The 16,619-nt window shown below is 70.6% G+C and carries 15 protein-coding genes; 10 read left to right on the top strand and 5 right to left on the bottom strand.

All coding sequences use genetic code 11. From position 1 onward, the window contains the following. Window positions 1-24: 24 nt before the first annotated feature. The 4 genes from RAB71_RS08325 to ubiM all read left to right on the top strand — a co-directional run bounded on the left by RAB71_RS08325 (window position 25) and on the right by ubiM (window position 2,683). A complete protein-coding gene (locus tag RAB71_RS08325; RefSeq protein ID WP_010343497.1) occupies window positions 25-312 on the top strand; it encodes a hypothetical protein in 288 nt (95 codons plus the stop codon). A gap of 63 nt (window positions 313-375) precedes the next feature. Continuing rightward, window positions 376-963, top strand: coding sequence for a DUF4019 domain-containing protein (locus RAB71_RS08330; protein ID WP_050946591.1), 588 nt, complete (start codon window positions 376-378; stop codon window positions 961-963). 43 nt (window positions 964-1,006) lie between these two features. Then, window positions 1,007-1,396 carry an MAPEG family protein gene (locus tag RAB71_RS08335; protein ID WP_010343499.1) on the top strand — a complete coding sequence of 130 codons (390 nt, stop codon included), beginning with the start codon at window positions 1,007-1,009 and terminating at the stop codon, window positions 1,394-1,396. Window positions 1,397-1,495: 99 nt separating this feature from the next. Continuing rightward, window positions 1,496-2,683: a 5-demethoxyubiquinol-8 5-hydroxylase UbiM gene (gene ubiM, locus RAB71_RS08340; RefSeq protein ID WP_010343500.1), complete on the top strand. Its 1,188-nt coding sequence runs from the start codon at window positions 1,496-1,498 to the stop codon at window positions 2,681-2,683. A 185-nt stretch (window positions 2,684-2,868) separates the two neighbouring features. Here the strand turns inward: ubiM and RAB71_RS08345 are convergent, their stop codons facing one another. Further along, on the bottom strand, window positions 2,869-3,192 hold the full coding sequence (locus RAB71_RS08345) for a hypothetical protein (RefSeq protein ID WP_010343501.1): 324 nt from the start codon (window positions 3,190-3,192) through the stop codon (window positions 2,869-2,871). A 67-nt stretch (window positions 3,193-3,259) separates the two neighbouring features. Then, window positions 3,260-3,481 (bottom strand): RNA-binding S4 domain-containing protein, encoded by a 222-nt coding sequence (locus RAB71_RS08350; RefSeq protein WP_010343502.1) that lies wholly within the window; start codon window positions 3,479-3,481, stop codon window positions 3,260-3,262. 265 nt (window positions 3,482-3,746) lie between these two features. Between RAB71_RS08350 and RAB71_RS08355 the strand changes: the two genes are divergently transcribed. From RAB71_RS08355 to RAB71_RS08365, 3 genes are all read left to right on the top strand, one after another. Then, window positions 3,747-5,705, top strand: a complete 1,959-nt coding sequence (locus RAB71_RS08355; protein WP_104609589.1) for a DEAD/DEAH box helicase — start codon at window positions 3,747-3,749, stop codon at window positions 5,703-5,705. 146 nt (window positions 5,706-5,851) lie between these two features. Beyond that, window positions 5,852-6,571, top strand: a complete 720-nt coding sequence (locus RAB71_RS08360; RefSeq protein ID WP_010343505.1) for a pseudouridine synthase — start codon at window positions 5,852-5,854, stop codon at window positions 6,569-6,571. 133 nt (window positions 6,572-6,704) lie between these two features. Next, window positions 6,705-7,772, top strand: coding sequence for a sensor domain-containing diguanylate cyclase (locus RAB71_RS08365; RefSeq protein WP_010343507.1), 1,068 nt, complete (start codon window positions 6,705-6,707; stop codon window positions 7,770-7,772). A gap of 198 nt (window positions 7,773-7,970) precedes the next feature. Here RAB71_RS08365 and RAB71_RS08370 read toward each other — a convergent pair whose 3' ends face one another. The 3 genes from RAB71_RS08370 to RAB71_RS08380 form a co-directional block, all read right to left on the bottom strand. Beyond that, on the bottom strand, window positions 7,971-8,918 hold the full coding sequence (locus RAB71_RS08370; protein WP_010343508.1) for a DMT family transporter: 948 nt from the start codon (window positions 8,916-8,918) through the stop codon (window positions 7,971-7,973). A 52-nt stretch (window positions 8,919-8,970) separates the two neighbouring features. Next, a complete protein-coding gene (locus tag RAB71_RS08375; protein ID WP_010343509.1) occupies window positions 8,971-9,945 on the bottom strand; it encodes a 2-keto-3-deoxygluconate permease in 975 nt (324 codons plus the stop codon). Between the two features lie 200 nt (window positions 9,946-10,145). Beyond that, window positions 10,146-10,985, bottom strand: a complete 840-nt coding sequence (locus tag RAB71_RS08380; protein ID WP_010343510.1) for a DUF72 domain-containing protein — start codon at window positions 10,983-10,985, stop codon at window positions 10,146-10,148. A 360-nt stretch (window positions 10,986-11,345) separates the two neighbouring features. On the opposite strand from RAB71_RS08380, the gene RAB71_RS08385 reads away from it, so the two are divergent. From RAB71_RS08385 to tgt, 3 genes are all read left to right on the top strand, one after another. Then, the gene (locus RAB71_RS08385) at window positions 11,346-12,959 is read left to right on the top strand and encodes a serine hydrolase (RefSeq protein WP_010343512.1); all 1,614 of its coding nucleotides are present in this window, start codon (window positions 11,346-11,348) and stop codon (window positions 12,957-12,959) included. A 225-nt stretch (window positions 12,960-13,184) separates the two neighbouring features. Next, entirely contained in the window at window positions 13,185-15,014 is a 1,830-nt protein-coding gene (locus RAB71_RS08390) for an ABC transporter ATP-binding protein (protein WP_010343513.1), read from the top strand. A gap of 151 nt (window positions 15,015-15,165) precedes the next feature. Continuing rightward, window positions 15,166-16,311: a tRNA guanosine(34) transglycosylase Tgt gene (gene tgt, locus RAB71_RS08395; protein WP_029562162.1), complete on the top strand. Its 1,146-nt coding sequence runs from the start codon at window positions 15,166-15,168 to the stop codon at window positions 16,309-16,311. Window positions 16,312-16,619 lie beyond the last annotated feature (308 nt).

The following is a 16,619-nucleotide window of genomic DNA, read 5'->3' on the forward strand; positions in this document are numbered from 1 at the left end:
CACATTCCATCCCGGAGCGCGCGCATGGCCGCCGGAACCCGCTTGATGCTGCGGCTGTATCTGCCCCCGGCGTTGCTGGCGTTGGGCGGCTTCGTGATCGCCGAAGTGCTGCTGCACCTCGCCAACGGCCTGCACGCGCCCTGGCTGGCGCGGACCGGCTCGCTGCTGAGTCTGCTCGCCCTGCTGGCGGCGACCGCCTGGGCGCTGTGGGCCAGCTGGCGCGCCTGGCACCGGCAGCGCTACGCCGCCCCGACCGCGGCTGCGGCAGTGGCGAGCGAGACTGCGGTCGTGGCGGGCGAAGAGACGCCGTAGGCCGCTGCGCTGGTCCGCACAGGCCGCGTAGACTGCGGCCCTTGCCACCGCCGCTGCCGAGCGATGTCCTTGTCCATCTCCGTCCCGTTCCGCCTCACGCTCGTCCTGCTGGCGCTCGTCGCTGGCGTCGCTTCCGCGCAGAACGCGCCCCCGGCATCGCCTGCGCCCGCGCCGACGACTGCCCCGCCAGCGGCACCCGCCGCACCTGCTGCCGCGCCCGCTGCGGCACCCAAACCGGCGCCGCGCCATGCCGGCCCCGCCGCGCCAGCGCCTGGACCGCTGGCCAAGCAGGACGCACAGATGGCACAGGCCGGCCTGCGCGCCGCGCAACTTGTGGATGCCGGGCGCACCGGCGAGTTGTGGGACGGCGCCTCGGCGGTGGCGAAGAAGGCGGTGACGCGCGCGGTGTTCGTGCGCGAAATCGACGCCGCGCGTGCGCGGTTGGGTACGCTGCTCGGCCGCGGCGTCGCCAGCGTGGCGCGGGTGCAGTACGCCGCCGGCTCGCAGGTGCCGCCGGGCACCTACGTCAACATCAGCTTCCCCAGCCGCTTCGCCAATGCGCCGCAGCCGGTGCGCGAGCTGGTGTCGTTGCGGCTGGACGAGGACAAGACCTGGCGCCTGGTCGGTTATCACGTCGCCATGCCCGATTGAGCGGCATGCTGCGCGCCATCTTCCCGTTCCCGACGAGGCTCCGATGCCCACCGAAATCCGCATGCTGGCCTGGGCGATCCTGCTCGGGATCGCGCAACTGCTGCTCGCCTCCGCCTTCGTCACCGCACAACGCGGCTTGAAGTGGAACGCCGGCGCGCGCGATGCGCCGCAACCGCCGCCGGCCGGCGTGGCCGGGCGCCTGGATCGCGCGCTGCGCAATTTTTTGGAGACCTTCCCGTTCTTCGCCGCCGCCGCGGTGGCGGTGGCCGCGTTGGGCAGGGGCGATGCGCACACTGCGCTGTCGGCGCAAATCTATCTGTGGGCGCGGGTGGCCTATGTGCCGCTGTACGCGGCCGGCGTGCCGTACGTGCGCAGCCTGGTGTGGGTGGTGTCGCTGTGGGCGATCCTGCAACTGGTGTGGGCGCTGTTCTGAGCGCGGTGTACTGCGACCGATCGTCGCAGCGCTGATCCAGATCAAGGACGCGGTGCGCGGCGGTCGTATCCTGGCCGGGTCCGATCACAGAGTCGCCGCATGCAAGTGGATATCGCCATCGTCGGGGCCGGCCCTGCCGGCCTGTGCTTCGCCCGCTCGCTGGCCGGCAGCGGCCTGTCGCTGGCGCTGATCGAGCCGCAGCCGCGCGCGGCTTTGGCCGAGGCCGCCTTCGATGGCCGCGAAATCGCCCTGACCCATGCCTCGCGGGCGTTGCTGGAACAGCTGGACCTGTGGGCGCGGATCGATCCGCAGGCGATCGCGCCGCTGCGCGATGCGCGGGTGATGAACGGTTCCTCGCCGTTCGCGCTGACCTTCGCTGCGGGCGAGGGCGATCATGGCGACCTGGGCTGGCTCGTGCCCAATCACCTGCTCCGCCGCGCCGCGTTCGCCGCGGTGCAGGACCAGCCCGGCCTGACCCTGCTCGACGGCGTGTCGGTGCAGGCGCTGCGCCGCGATGCGCGCCAGGCGCAGGTGCAGCTCTCCGACGGCCGTAGCGTGGCCGCGCGGCTGGTGGTGGCGGCCGACAGCCGTTTTTCCAGCACGCGGCGCATGAGCGGGATCGGCGCGCAGCTGCGCGATTTCGGCCGCACCATGCTGGTGTGCCGGGTGCGCCACGAACGTCCGCACCATCAAACGGCTTGGGAGTGGTTCGGCTACGGCCGCACCATGGCGCTGCTGCCGCTGCAAGGCAACGAGGCCTCGGCGGTGCTGACCCTGCCGCCGGAGCGCGCGCAGGCGCTGCTGCAGATGGACGAGGCAGCGTTGGGAGCGGAGATCGGCGCCTGCTTCGAGCATCGCCTCGGGGCGATGACGCCGCTGGTGCGGCCGCAGGCGTATCCGCTGGTGGCGGTGTACGCGCAGCGCTTCGTTGCCGAGCGCTATGCCTTGATCGGCGACGCCGCGGTGGGCATGCATCCGGTGACCGCGCACGGCTTCAACTTCGGCCTGCAGAGCCAGGCGCGGCTGGCGCGCGCGCTGCACGACGCGGTCGCGCGCGGCGGCGACATCGCCGCGCCGGCCTTGCTGGCCGGCTACCAGCGCGGACACCGCCTGGCCACGCGGCCGCTGTACGAGGCGACCAATGCGATCGCCGCGCTGTACACCGACGACCGCCTGCCTGCGCGCGCCCTGCGCAGCGCGGCGCTGCGCGTGGCCGACCGGGTGGCGCCGTTCAAGCGTGCGATCGCCGCGCACCTGACCCAGCGCGTGGCGGCGATGGGGCGCTGAGGTTCCGGCAGCGGAGGAGCGACGGGCGGCGCGTGCGCTGTGGTGGTTGTCGCCGGGGCTGAGCCTGTTGTGCGCTTCCTCGTAGGAGCGGCTTCAGCCGCGACCCGGCTTTCCTGGTAAGGCGTGGTCGCGGCTGAAGCCGCTCCTACGAGGGGCGGAGGGCATGCATCTGCGGGCCTGCAACCTCAGGGTGAGCGCGGTTGCGCCGCACCGGCGACGAGCTCGGCGAGGGCGGCTTGCAGGTCGCCGCCGCGCTGCGCCGCTTCGATCGGGGCGATGGCCCACGCGCAGCCGGCGTGGCGCAGGTGCTGGCGCCAGTCGCCGGGCCAGGCCTCCAGTTCGTCCAGCGCCAGGTGGATGGAGCCGCCGCGCTCGGCATGCCCGCCGCAGATGGACTGGCCGAGACAGAACGGACGCGCCGCGTCCGGATCGAGCTGCACGATGTACACGTCGTGGCGCGCATGTTCCGCGGACGGCGCGATGTTGCGGGCGCCGAGTTCGATCAGCATCGTTCGGCAGCCCGCGTTGCCCGCCACCGTAGGCCGTTGCGTGGCAGGTCGGGCGCACCGAGGGCGGTCACAGCTTGCCGAGCACCTGCACCTGCACATCGCCCAGTTGCACCACCTGGCCCGCGCGCACCTTGCAGGCCTTGCGCAGTTCGACCTCGCCGTCCACGCGCACCTGGCCTTCGCTGATCACGGCCTTGGCCGCGCCGCCGCTGTCGCACAGGCCGGTCAGTTTCAACAGGTGCTTGAGTTCCACATAGTCGCTTTCTAGCTGGAGATCGATGGTCTGCATTGGGGGCTTGCTCGGAAATCGGCGCCCATTGTCGGTCATTCGCGGACAAAACGCCCGACGTGTCGCTGACCGCAGGCTGCTGCCGCCGCGGCGGGCCGCTGCGTTGGGCCTTGTGGACACCGCGCCAAGGCCGTCCTCCGGGCAGTGCGGAGCGGGTCACGCCTGAACGGTGCCCTTCACCTGCTTTCGACATGCGGCCCGTCAGGGCGCACAATAGGGGCTTCTTTGCGCCTGCCGGTTCTCTGCGGCGCCCCCGGAGTCTCCCATGTCCCAAGATACCCCCGCGCCGCTGCTGTTCGCAGATCTCGGCCTCTCCCCTGCTGTGATGAAGGCGGTCGCCGACGTCGGCTACGAGTCGCCGTCGCCGATCCAGGCCGCCACCATCCCGGCGCTGCTGACCGGCCGCGACCTGCTCGGCCAGGCGCAGACCGGCACCGGCAAGACCGCCGCGTTCGCGCTGCCGATCCTGTCGCGGCTGGATTTCGCCCAGCGCAAGCCGCAGGCGCTGGTGCTGGCCCCCACCCGCGAACTGGCGATCCAGGTGGCCGAGGCGTTCCATCGCTATGCCGCGGCGATCCCCGGCTTCCAGGTGCTGCCGGTGTACGGCGGCCAGCCGTACGTGCAGCAGCTGTCGGCGCTCAAGCGCGGCGTGCACGTGGTGGTGGGTACCCCGGGGCGGGTGATCGATCACCTGGACCGCGGCACCCTGGACCTGTCCGAACTGAAGACGCTGGTGCTCGACGAAGCGGACGAAATGCTGCGCATGGGCTTCATCGACGACGTCGAGGCGGTGCTGAAGAAGCTGCCGGAATCGCGCCAGGTGGCGCTGTTCTCGGCGACCATGCCGCCGGCGATCAAGCGCATCGCGCAGACCTATCTGAACGACCCGGCCGAGGTGATCATCGCCTCCAAGACCACCACCTCGGCCAACATCCGCCAGCGCTACTGGGCGGTGAGCGGGCTGCACAAGCTCGACGCGCTGACCCGGATCCTGGAGGTCGAGCCGTTCGACGCGATGATCATCTTCGCCCGTACCAAGGCTGGCACCGACGAGCTGGCGCAGAAGCTGCAGGCGCGCGGCCTGGCCGCGGCGGCGATCAACGGCGACATCCAGCAGGCGCAGCGCGAGCGGGTGATCCAGCAGCTCAAGGACGGCAAGCTCGACGTCCTGGTCGCCACCGACGTGGCCGCGCGCGGCCTGGACGTGGAGCGGATCAGCCACGTGCTGAACTACGACATCCCGTACGACACCGAAAGCTACGTGCACCGCATCGGCCGCACCGGCCGGGCCGGGCGCAGCGGCGAGGCGATCCTGTTCGTCAGCCCGCGCGAGCGCGGCATGCTGCGCGCGATCGAGCGCGCCACCCGCCAGCCGATCGAGGAAATGCAGCTGCCGAGCGTCGACGCGGTCAACGACCAGCGCGTGAGCCGCTTCATGGAGAAGATCAGCGAGACCATCGCCGGCGGCGGCATCGACATGTACCGCGACCTGCTGCAGAAGTTCGAGGCCGAGAAGAACGTGCCGATGGTGGAAGTGGCCGCGGCGCTGGCGCGTCTGCTGCAGGGCGAGACGCCGCTGCTGCTGGCCCCGGACCGTCCGCGCCCGCCGCAGGGCGAGCGCTTCGAGCGGCGCGAGCGGCCCGAGCGTGGCGAGCGCCCCGAGCGCCCCCGCTTCGAGCCGAAGTTCGAGCGCGAACCGCGTGCGCCGCGCCGCGACGATGGCGAGCGGCCCGCGCGTCCGGCGCCGGCTGCGCGCGGCGAGGATTTCGACTACCACCGCGACGTCGGCAGCTTCGAGGCACCGCGCCGCGACAAGGCGCCGAAAGCGCCGCGCGGCGCGCCGGAAGTGGGCATGGAGACCTACCGCATCGAGGTCGGCCACCAGCACGGGGTCAAGCCGGCCAACATCGTCGGCGCGATCGCCAACGAGGCTGGGCTGGAGAGCAAGTACATCGGCCGCATCGACATCCACGACGACCATTCGGTGCTGGACCTGCCGGCAGACATGCCGCGCGAGTTGCTGACGCACCTGAAGAAGGTCTGGGTGTCCGGCCAGCAACTGCAGATGCGCAAGCTCGACGGCGACGATGCCGGCGGCGCACCGTTCAAGCCGAAGTTCGCCCGTACCGGCAAGCCCGGCGGCAAGCCCAACGCCGCCGGCCCGCGCCCGGCCGGCCGCTTCGCCGCCGACCGCCCGCCGCGCAAGGGGCCGCCGAAGCGCTGAGAGGCTGGGAACAGGGAGTAGGGAATCGGGAATGGGGGGGCTTCCCCGCTGCCGATACCTGCCTTCTTTTCCGAAGCTAGCCATTGGCCAAGCTGGCAGCAGCCCGCTGTTGCCATTCCCCATTCCCGTTTCCCCATTCCCAGCTCATGTCAGTCCGCCTCAACAAGCACATCGCCGAGACCGGGTTTTGCTCGCGCCGCGAGGCCGATCGGCTGATCGCCGCGCGCCGTGTGACCGTCAACGGCCAGCCGGGCGGGGTCGGTTCGGTGGTGGGCGAGGGCGACGAGGTCAAGGTCGACGGACAGCCGCTGCGCGCGCGGGCCAAGGCCAAGAGCGGGCGCCGCCACGTCTATATCGCGCTGAACAAGCCGGTCGGGGTGACCTGTACCACCGAGAGCGCGGTCAAGGGCAACATCGTCGACTTCGTCGGCCACGAGCAGCGCATCTTCCCGATCGGGCGCCTGGACAAGGAGTCCGAGGGGCTGATCCTGATGACCAGCAACGGCGACATCGTTAACGAGATCCTGCGCGCCGAGAACCGCCACCAGAAGGAATATCTGGTGGCGGTGAACAAGCCGGTCACCGACGAATTCCTGCGCGGCATGGCGCGCGGGGTGCGCGTGCACGACCAGATGACCCTGCCGTGCCGCACCGCGCGCATCGCCAAGTTCGGCTTTCGCATCGTGTTGGAGCAGGGCCTCAACCGGCAGATCCGCTTGATGGCCGCCGCGTTCGACTACCGGGTCACCCAGTTGCGCCGCGTGCGTATCGACAACATCAAGCTCGGCGCGCTGAAGCCGGGCCAATGGCGCAATCTCACCGAGCAGGAACTGCGCGGCCTGCTGCCGCAGCGGCAGGAGTGGTAACCGCGTCCCGGTACCGGCGGCCGGCCGCCGCCGCGCGGGCTGGCGGCACGGGCGCCGTACCTGCCGGGGCTGGCGTCCGCCACGGATTTGGCCATACTGCGCAACGCCAACCGTCGCTTCCACCGGGTACTCCGTGATCAAGCCTCGCAAGCCCGCCAACGAAGCCGCACGCCTGCAGGCGCTGCATGCGTTGCAGATCCTCGATACCGAACCGGAAGCGTCCTACGACGATCTGGTCGGCATCGCCGCCAAGCTGTGCGACACGCCCTCGGCGCTGATCTCGCTGGTGGACGCCGAACGCCAATGGCTGAAGGCGCAGCGCAACGTCTGCCTGTTGAGCAATGCGCGCGACGAGTCGTTCTGCGGGCACACCATCCTGACCCCGGAGCAGGTCATGGTGGTCGCCGACGCCACCGCCGATGCGCGCTTCCAGCACAATCCGCTGGTCACCGAGGGCGGGGTGCGGTTCTACGCCGGCGCGCCGCTGCTGACCCGCGAGGGCCTGCCGGTCGGCACGGTGTGCGTGCTCGACAATCGTCCGCGCACCCTGGAGCCGGAACAACTGGCGGCATTGCAGGCGCTGTCGCGGCAGGTGATGCAACTGATCGAACTGCGCCGCAGCAGCCATGCGCTGGCGCTGCAGCTGCGCGAACGCGCCTGGTACGAGCAACAGCTGCTGCAGTACCAGGAGTCGCTGGAATCGCTCAACGCCGAGTTGCTGGAGCAGGCACGCACCGATCCGCTGACCGGCCTGCTCAATCGCCGTGCCTTCGCCACCGCGTTGATGATCCACGCCGAGGCGGCGCAGCCGGGTTCGGCGCCGCTGAGCGTGGCGATCTTGGATCTGGACTACTTCAAGAGCGTCAACGACCTGCACGGCCACGACAAGGGCGACGAGGCGCTGTTGGCGCTGGCCGACATGCTGCGCGCGCGCCTGCCGCCGGACAGCGTCGTGGCGCGTTACGGCGGCGGCGAATTCGCGCTGTTGCTGCCCGGTATGGATGCGGTACAGGCCATGCGCACCTGCGAGCGCCTGCGCCAGGACACCAGCCTGCTGCAACTCGGCATCCCGCTGACCGCCAGCATCGGCGTGGCCACGCTGCAGGACCACGAGAGCGCCGAAGACCTGCTCAAGCGTGCCGACCAGGGCCTGTTCCAGGCCAAGCGTGCCGGCCGTGATTGCGTGTCGCTGGCGGCGTAGGCACGCCACCTCGCGAACTCGGACGAAGCAAGACGCCTTCGCGCCGTACCCTCACCCCGACCCCTCTCCCGGGGGGAGAGGGGCTACTTCCCGAGCATGCCGCGCCCTTCGCGCTGGCCTGCGGTGATGCCGCAACTGCACGGGGCGGGGCCAATCCCGACTCCCCGATCCCCAATCCCGGAGTGAACGCCCCAGCGCTCACTCCACCACGTTCTTCGCCTCGCAGGTCGCCAGCAGTTCCGGGTGCTGGACCGGCCGCGTGCGGGTCAGCAGCGGATGCAGGAACACCGCGCCCAGGATCACCGCCACGCCGAGGTAGAACAGCCCGGTGAGCTGGCGTTGCTCGTCCAGCAGCACGATCGCGAACACGATCGCGTAGACCGGTTCCAGGTTGGTGACCAGTTGCACCGCATAGGCGCTGAGCCGGCGCAGCGCGACCAGGGCCAGGGCGAACGGCAGCAGCGTGCACAGCAGCGCCAGCGCCAGCAGCAGCGCGGTGTCGTGCAGGCTGGGCAGCACCAGCAAGGGCCCGCTCAGCGCCGGCAGCACGAATGGCAGCAATGGTGCCAGCGCGGTCAGGGTTAGGGTGCCGGCGCCCAGTTCCAGCGCGGTCACGGTCAGCGGATCGGCATGGTCGACCAGGCGCTTGTTGAGCGAGCCGAACGCCGCCACCAGCAACGCCGACACCGCGCCGACCGCTACGCCGGCGCGCATGCCGTGCGGTACCCCGCCGACCACCAGCGCCACGCCGGGCAGCACCGCCAGGCCGAAGGCCAGTTCGCTGGGGCGGAATGGCCGCTTCGCCACCCAAGGTTCGATCACTGCGGTGAACACCGGCGCCAGCGCGATGCAGGTCGCCGCCACCGAGGCATTGGCCAGCTTGATCGCGCCGTAGAACGTGAGCCAGTGCAGGCCGACCAGGGCGCCGACGATGGCATAGCCCAGCGCCAGTTTCGGCGTCAGCGCCGCCAGTCCGCGCCACACTCGCGGCAGCAGCGCCAGCGCCGCCACCACCATCAGCATGCGCCACCACACCAGCGGCAGCGCGGGCAGGGTGATCAGCTTGCCGAGAATAGCGGTGATCCCCCACAGCAGGACGCAGAAATGGATTTGCAGCTGGGCTTTGGTGGCGGGGTGCATCGGCATCCGCGTATTGTCGCGCAAAGCGCGCCGCGACGGTCGCGGATCGGCACGCGGGTCAGGCGTCTGGCGCCGGTGGCGATCCGGCCCGCGCCATCCTGCGCGCATACGCGGCGGTGAGCGGCGGCACCAGCAGTGCCGTCACCACCACCGAGGTCGCCACCAGCGCGGTCGCGGCCGGCGCAGTGGCCCGGAACTGCGGCGCCACCGCGGCCACCAGTGCGGGCGTGGCCACCGCCGCGCCAGCGGTACTGGAGGCGGCGAGGCCGGCGCTGCCGTTGCCGCCGGCCAGCCAGCGATCGGCCAGCAGCAGCGGGATCCCGGTCGCCACGATCACCCCCAGGCCGAGTGCGATCCCGGCCACGCCGGCATGGGCGACCATGCGCAGGTCCAGGGTGTTGCCAAGGGCGAAGGCGAAGAACGGGATCAGTGCCGGCACCGCCCGCGCGAACAGCGCGCGCAGCGCGGGGTCCAGGTTGCCGAGCGCGAAACCGGCCAGCAGCGGCAGCACCGCGCCCAGCAGAAGGCGTGGCTCGAAGCTGGCGACGCCGGCAGTGCCGAGGATCAGCATGGTCACCAGCGGCCCGGATTCCAGCGACATCAGCGCCATCGCCCCGGCCTCGCCGCGGCGGCCGTACTGCTGCATCAGCGCGGCGAACAGGCCGGCGTTGGTCATGTCCATCGCCGCGACCAGCGCCAGCACCGACATGCCACTCCACAGGCCGGCGACGATGCCGCCTGGCGGCAACAGGCGCGCGGCAATCACCGCGGTCAGCCACGCCACCGCGATCTTGGTCAGCACCAGCACGCCGGAGGCGCGCAGCACGCGGCCGCCGCTGCGCAGCCGGATCGAGGCGCCCAGGCAGAAGCACCACACCGCCAGGATCGGCACCAACCCGCCGATCAGGCCCTGGGTGAACGAGCCGAACCAGGCGCCGGCCTGCGGCCACAGCGTGTGGCAGAGGGCGCCGAGCAGCAGCGGTGCCAGCATCATGCCGCCGGGAAGACGTTCGAGCGTGTGCTTGATGCGCATCGAGGGCTCCGCGTGTGGAGGCGCGGCGCGCGGCCGCGGCCCGGCGACGGCGCCGGACGGGCGGTGTTGTACCGCAGCGCGGCGACCGGCGGGTGTCGCCGGGCGTGCGCGCGCGAGGCTCGGTTCAGTCGTGTTGCGGCCGTGGCGTCGCCGGTCGCGCTTGCGCCGTGCGCCACGTCGCGTGGGCGCGGCCGAACGCGTCACGCCTGTGCGGCGGACCCCAGCAGCTTCAGCAAGGCCATCGCCGCGGCGGGATTGTGTTCCTTGGCGGCGCTGATGAAGTAGACGAAGACCTCGCGCGGCGTGGTCTTGGCCACCGTCGTATCCGCGTGCGGCAGCGCCTGCGGATCCTCGCCGCGGCGCCAGGCTTGCGCGTGCGCGGCCCAGGCCTGCAGTTCCTTGGGCGGGTAGCCATGGGCGAGGTCGGCGCGGCTGCGCATCAGCCGTGCATAGACGAAGTCGGTACTCAGGTCGGCGAAGGAGGGGAATTCGGGCGAATCGGTGAACACCGTGGCCACGCCGTGCCGCCGGGTCAGGTGCAGCAGTTCCGGACCGACGCAAGCCGGATCGCGCACTTCAAGCACGTGGCGCAGCCGGTGTCCGCCGACCTTGCGCGGCAGCAGGTCGAGGAACGCGGCCAGGTCGTCCAGGTCCAGGCGATAGCCGTGTTCGAATTGCCACAGCAGCGGGCCGAGGCGGTCGCCGAGGCTGGCGATGCCGCCGACGAAGTCCTCGATCTGCGTGCCGGCGCCGGCCAGCCGCCGCAAGGCGGTGATGCGCTTGGGCGCCTTGGCCGAGAACAGGAAGCCCGGCGGCGTCTCGTCGCGCCAGCGCGCATAGGTCTCCGGCTTCTGCGCGCCGTAGTAGGTGCCGTTGATCTCGATGCTGGTGACGTGGCGGCTGGCGTATTCCAGCTCGCGTCGCTGCACCAGGCCCTGCGGATAGAACATGCCGCCACGCCATGGCGCGTAGGTCCAGCCGCCGATGCCGACGCGGATGCCCTCCGGCGTGGCCGGGGCGGAGTCGAAGAGGTCGTTCATGCGGGCGTGTCCGGCTGCGGGCGGGGGGCGATTGTGCCGCAGCGTGGCGTTGCGGGGTGTCGTCGCGGGACGCAGGGGCTGGGCGCGTCATGACGGCGGCGATGGCCTGTATGAGGGGCGAGGCGTGCGCGCTGGCGTGTGGTGTCCTGCGCGGACGAAGATGGGACGTGGTTGTGGCGTTGCGCTGCCCGGTTTTTCGACGTGGGCCGTAGCGCAGGCACCGGTCGGAGCGGCAGCCGCCACGACGGCGCTCGCCGCCGTCCTTGTGGGCCTGCCGCAAGTGCCTGGCAGGCTCTACACTCGCCAGGTGCGCGCGCGGTAACGTGCGGCTTCGGTTTCCCTTCTTCAGGAGCGACGCAGTTGAAGAGCATCTCGATGGGCTGCGGCCTGTTGCTGGCGATGAGCGCCACCGTGCAGGCGCAGGCGCCGGCCCCCACCGCGGTTCCCGCACCGGCGCCGGCCGCATTGCCGCCGGGGCTGCAGGATCTGGACGCGCAGGTGGAGCGCGTGCGCAAGCAGTTCGACGTGCCGGGCATCGCCATCGCCATCGTCAAGGACGGGCAGGTGGTGCTGGAGCGCGGCTATGGCGTGCGCGAACTCGGCAAGCCGGAACCGGTGGATGCGCAGACCCTGTTCGCCATCGCCTCCAACACCAAGGCCTTCACCGCCGCGGCGCTGTCGATCCTGGCCGACGAGGGCAAGCTCAAGCTGGAGGACCGGGTGGTGGATCACCTGCCGTGGTTCCAGATGTCCGATGCCTACGTCACCCGCGAGATGCGCGTGCGCGACCTGCTCAGCCACCGCAGCGGCCTGAGCCTGGGGGCGGGTGACCTGCTGTTCTGGCCGGCCACCAGTTACAGCAACGAGGAAGTGGTGCGGCGCCTGGCGCACGTGCCGCTGAAGGGCGGTTTCCGCGACCGCTACGCCTACGACAACATTCTGTACGCAGTGGCGCAGAAGCTGATCGAGCAGGTGTCCGGGCAGAGCTACGCCGAGTTCGTGCGCCAGCGCATCTTCGTGCCGGTGGGCATGACCGGCGCACGCATCAACAGCGACCATCTTCAGCCGGGCGATGCAACTGCGGTCGGCCATGCGAAGTTCGATTTCCGCGAGCTGCGCACGGTGGCGCCGCTGACCTGGTCCAACAATTCCGGCGCCGGCGGCATCTACGCCAACGTGCACGACATGGCCAAGTGGATGCAGGTGCAGCTCGACGGCGGCCGCCTGCCGGCGGCCGACAGCCAGACGCGGCAGTTGTTCAGTGCGCAGCGCCAGCAGGAGATGTGGCAGATGATCACGCCGATCGCGATCTCCGAGCCGAGCGTGCCGGAATTGCTGCCGGCCAGGCCCAACTTCGCCGGTTACGGCGAGGGCTGGAGCCTGAGCGACTACCGCGGCGCCAAGCTGGTCTGGCACACCGGCGGCTGGCCGGGCATGGTCTCGCGGCTGACCCTGGTGCCGGAGCGCAAGCTCGGTGTGATCGTGCTGACCAACCAGGAAGTCGGCGCCGCCTTCAACGCGATCACCCTGCGCGTGCTGGACGCCTACCTGGGCGCGCCGGCGACCGACTGGACCGCCGCCTACGCCAAGGCCGTGGCCAAGGCCGACGCCAACGCCGACGAGGACTGGGCCAAGCACGTCGCGGCCCGGGACGCCAAGTCCACCCCGTCGCTGCCGCTGTCCGGCTATGCCGGCACCTACCGCGACCCGTGGTACGGCGACGTGGTGGTGCGCCAGCAGGGCAAGCGCCTGGAACTGCAGTTCAGCAAGACCGCGCAACTGGTCGGCACCCTGGAGCACTGGCAGCACGACACCTTCATCGTCCGCTGGCGCGACCGCTCGCTCAACGCCGACGCCTTCATCAATTTCGCGCTCACGCCCGACAGCAAGGTGCGCGAGGCGCGCATGCAGGCGATCTCGCCGCTGACCGATTTCAGCTTCGATTTCCAGGATCTGGTGCTGACGCCAGAGTGAAGGCCGGGATTGGGGAGTGGGGATTCGGGATTCGTAGGAGCGGCTTCAGCCGCGACCGGGCTTTACCGAGAAGGCCCGGTCGCGGCTGAAGCCGCTCCTACAGGTGGATGAAGCGCGCAGGGAGCCGCTTTTGCGAATCCCCAATCCCGAATCCCCAATCCCAGCGTCACGGTCCGTGACGCCAGATACGCTACCCTGACGCCCCTTTTCAGGCATGACGTGGCGATGTTCCGCTGGTTCGAGTCCCTGATCGAGGTCTTCCCGAAGATCGAGACGCAGATGCCGCCGCGTGGGGTGGTGCGCTTCTATCTGCATTACCTGCGTCCGCTGTGGCCGCTGCTGCTGGCCACGCTGCTGGCCGGTCTGGCGCTGGCGCTGGTGGAAGTGGCGATGTTCGACTTCCTCGGCCGCATCGTCGACATGGTCGCCGAGCAGCCGGGGCCGGACTTCTTCCAGCGCCATGCCGGCGAGCTGCTGTGGATGGCCTTCATCGTGCTGGTGGCGCGGCCGCTGTTTGTGGCCCTGCACAACCTGCTGGTGAACCAGGCGATCGTGCCTGGCCTGAGCAACCGCGCGCGCTGGCTGATGCACAACTACGTGGTGCGGCAGAGTCTGGGCTTCTTCCAGAACGATTTCGCCGGGCGCATCGCCAACCGGGTGATGCAGACCGGCACCTCGCTGCGCGAGTCGGCGGTGCAGATGGTCGATGCGCTCTGGTACATCGTGGTCTATACCGGCAGCGCGCTGTACCTGTTCGCGCAGGCCGATCCCTGGCTGATGGCGCCGCTGCTGGTGTGGGTGCTGGTCTACGTGGGGCTGATGGTCTACTTCGTGCCGCGGATGAAGCAGCGCGCCTGGATCGCCTCGGACGCGCGCTCCAAGGCGATGGGCCGCATCGTCGACGGCTACACCAACATCGCCACGCTCAAGCTGTTCTCGCACGCCGGGCGCGAGCAGGCCTACGTGCGCGAGGCGATCGACGAGCTGGCGGTCAAGCACCGCGGGCAGACCCGCATGACCACGGCGATGGACAGCGCCATCGCCATCGTCAACGGCTTCCTGATCGCGGTGACCTGCGGGCTGGCGCTGTGGCTGTGGAGCCGCGGCCAGATCAGCGTCGGCGCGATCACCCTGGCCACCGGCCTGGTGATCCGCATCCACAACATGTCCGGCTGGATCATGTGGACCGTCAACGGCATCTTCGAGGACATCGGCGCGGTGCAGGACGGCATGGAGACCATCGCGCAGCCGGCGCAGGTGCAGGACCGCGCCGACGCGGTGCCGCTGCGCGTGGAGCGGGGCGAGGTGCGCTTCGAGCACATCCACTTCCACTACGGCAAGCGCGGCGGGGTCATCGCCGGGCTCGACCTGCAGGTGCGCGCGGGCGAGAAGATCGGCCTGGTCGGGCCATCCGGTGCCGGCAAGTCGACCCTGGTCAACGTGCTGCTGCGGCTGTACGACCTGGAGCAGGGCCGCATCCTGATCGACGGGCAGGACATCGCCGGCGTCACCCAGGAGAGCCTGCGCCAGCAGATCGGCCTGGTCACCCAGGACACTTCGCTGCTGCATCGCTCGATCCGCGACAACCTGCTGTACGGCCGCCCCGATGCCAGCGAGGCGCAATTGCGCGCCGCCGTGGCCAAGGCGCGCGCCGACGAGTTCATCGAGCAGTTGCAGGACGGCGAGGGCCAGCGCGGCTACGACGCGCAGGTGGGCGAGCGCGGGGTCAAGCTGTCCGGCGGCCAGCGCCAGCGCATCGCCATCGCCCGCGTGCTGCTCAAGGACGCGCCGATCCTGATCCTGGACGAGGCCACCTCGGCGCTGGATTCGGAAGTGGAGGCGGCGATCCAGGACAGCCTGGACGAACTGATGGCGGGCAAGACGGTGATCGCGATCGCCCACCGGCTCTCGACCATCGCGCGGATGGATCGGCTGGTGGTGATGGACCGCGGCGCCATCGTCGAGACCGGCACCCACGCCGAGCTGGTCGCCCGCGGCGGCCTGTACGCGCGGCTGTGGGCGCGCCAGACCGGCGGCTTCGTCGCGGCGGACTGAAGACGGCGCCGCGCCAGGCGGCTGCGGCGCAGCGGGGCAGGGCGCGCCTGGCGGCGCTCCCGGCGGGCGGCGAGACGCCGTGCCTGGCCCAGGGGCGGCGCCCGCCGCCCGGCAATGCGACAATGTGCGGCTTACCGACGTTCGCCAGACCATGTCCCGATTGCAGTTCCAGCTCTACACCACCGACGGCGCCGCCCGTCGCGGCCGCCTGACCTTCCCGCGCGGGACGGTCGAGACCCCCGCGTTCATGCCGGTGGGCACCTACGGCTCGGTCAAGGGCGTGCTGCCCGAGCAGATCAAGGCGCTGGGCGCGCAGATCATCCTCGGCAACACCTTCCACCTGTACCTGCGTCCGGGCCTGGATGTGATCGGCGACCATGGCGGCCTGCACGGCTTTGCCCGCTGGGACGGGCCGATCCTCACCGATTCCGGCGGTTTCCAGGTGTTCTCGCTGGCGCACCGGCGCAAGATCAGCGAGCAGGGCGTCACCTTCGCCTCGCCGACCGACGGCGCCAAGGTGTTCCTGGGGCCGGAGGAGAGCATGAAGATCCAGCGGGTGCTCGATTCGGACATCGTGATGATCTTCGACGAGTGCACCCCATACCCGGCCACCGAGGACGTGGCGCGGCGCTCGATGGAACTGAGCCTGCGCTGGGCGCAGCGCTCGCGCGACGCGCACGACGCGCTGGGCAACGATGCGGCGCTGTTCGGCATCGTCCAGGGCGGCGTGCATGCGGACCTGCGCAGCCGCTCGATCGAGGGGCTGCAGGCGATCGGCTTCGACGGCTACGCGATCGGCGGCCTGGCGGTGGGCGAGCGGGAGCACGAGCGCAACGCGATGCTCGAGCACCTGCATCCGCGCCTGCCCGGCGACCGCCCGCGCTACCTGATGGGCGTGGGCCGGCCGGAGGACCTGGTCGAGGGCGTGGCCCGCGGCGTGGACATGTTCGACTGCGTGATGCCGACCCGCAACGCGCGCAACGGCCACTATTTCACCTCGTTCGGCACGGTGCGCATCCGCAACGCCAAGTATGAGCGCGACCTCGACCCGATCGAGCCGGGCTGCGGCTGCCACGCCTGCAGCAGCGGCTATACCCGCGCCTACCTGCGCCACCTGGACCGCTGCAACGAGATGCTGGCGCCGATGCTCGGCACCCTGCACAACCTCTGGTACTACCAGAAGCTGATGGCCGACATGCGCGCGGCGATCGCCGCGGGAACCTTTGCCCAGTTCCGGCGGTCCTTCTATGCGGCGCGCGGCGTCGAAGCCACGCCACTCCCCTCGGAGCAAGGCTGAAGCCCCTCTCCCATTGGGAGAGGGGTTGGGGGTGAGGGTCCGGGCGCAGCCTCGTGCAGTCCAAGTGACACGAGGGTCCGGGCGCAGCCTCATGCAGTCGAAAGGACGCGAGGCTTCGCCCGTCCCCTCATCCGCCGCTGCGCGGCACCTTCCCCCGAGAAGGGGGCCGTGGGTCCCGAAGGGAGAAGGGAGGGGCGTCGCGGCCGTTCCGGGGGCAAGGGGAAGATCGTGGCATAATCGGCGGCTGCTTGCCGCCTCAAGGCAAACCAGCGGTCCGTGCCCCCCCAGGGCGGCGGGCTGCCCAAACC

The sequence above is a fragment of the Xanthomonas sacchari genome, assembly GCF_040529065.1.
GTDB classification, from domain to species: Bacteria; Pseudomonadota; Gammaproteobacteria; order Xanthomonadales; family Xanthomonadaceae; genus Xanthomonas_A; species Xanthomonas_A sacchari.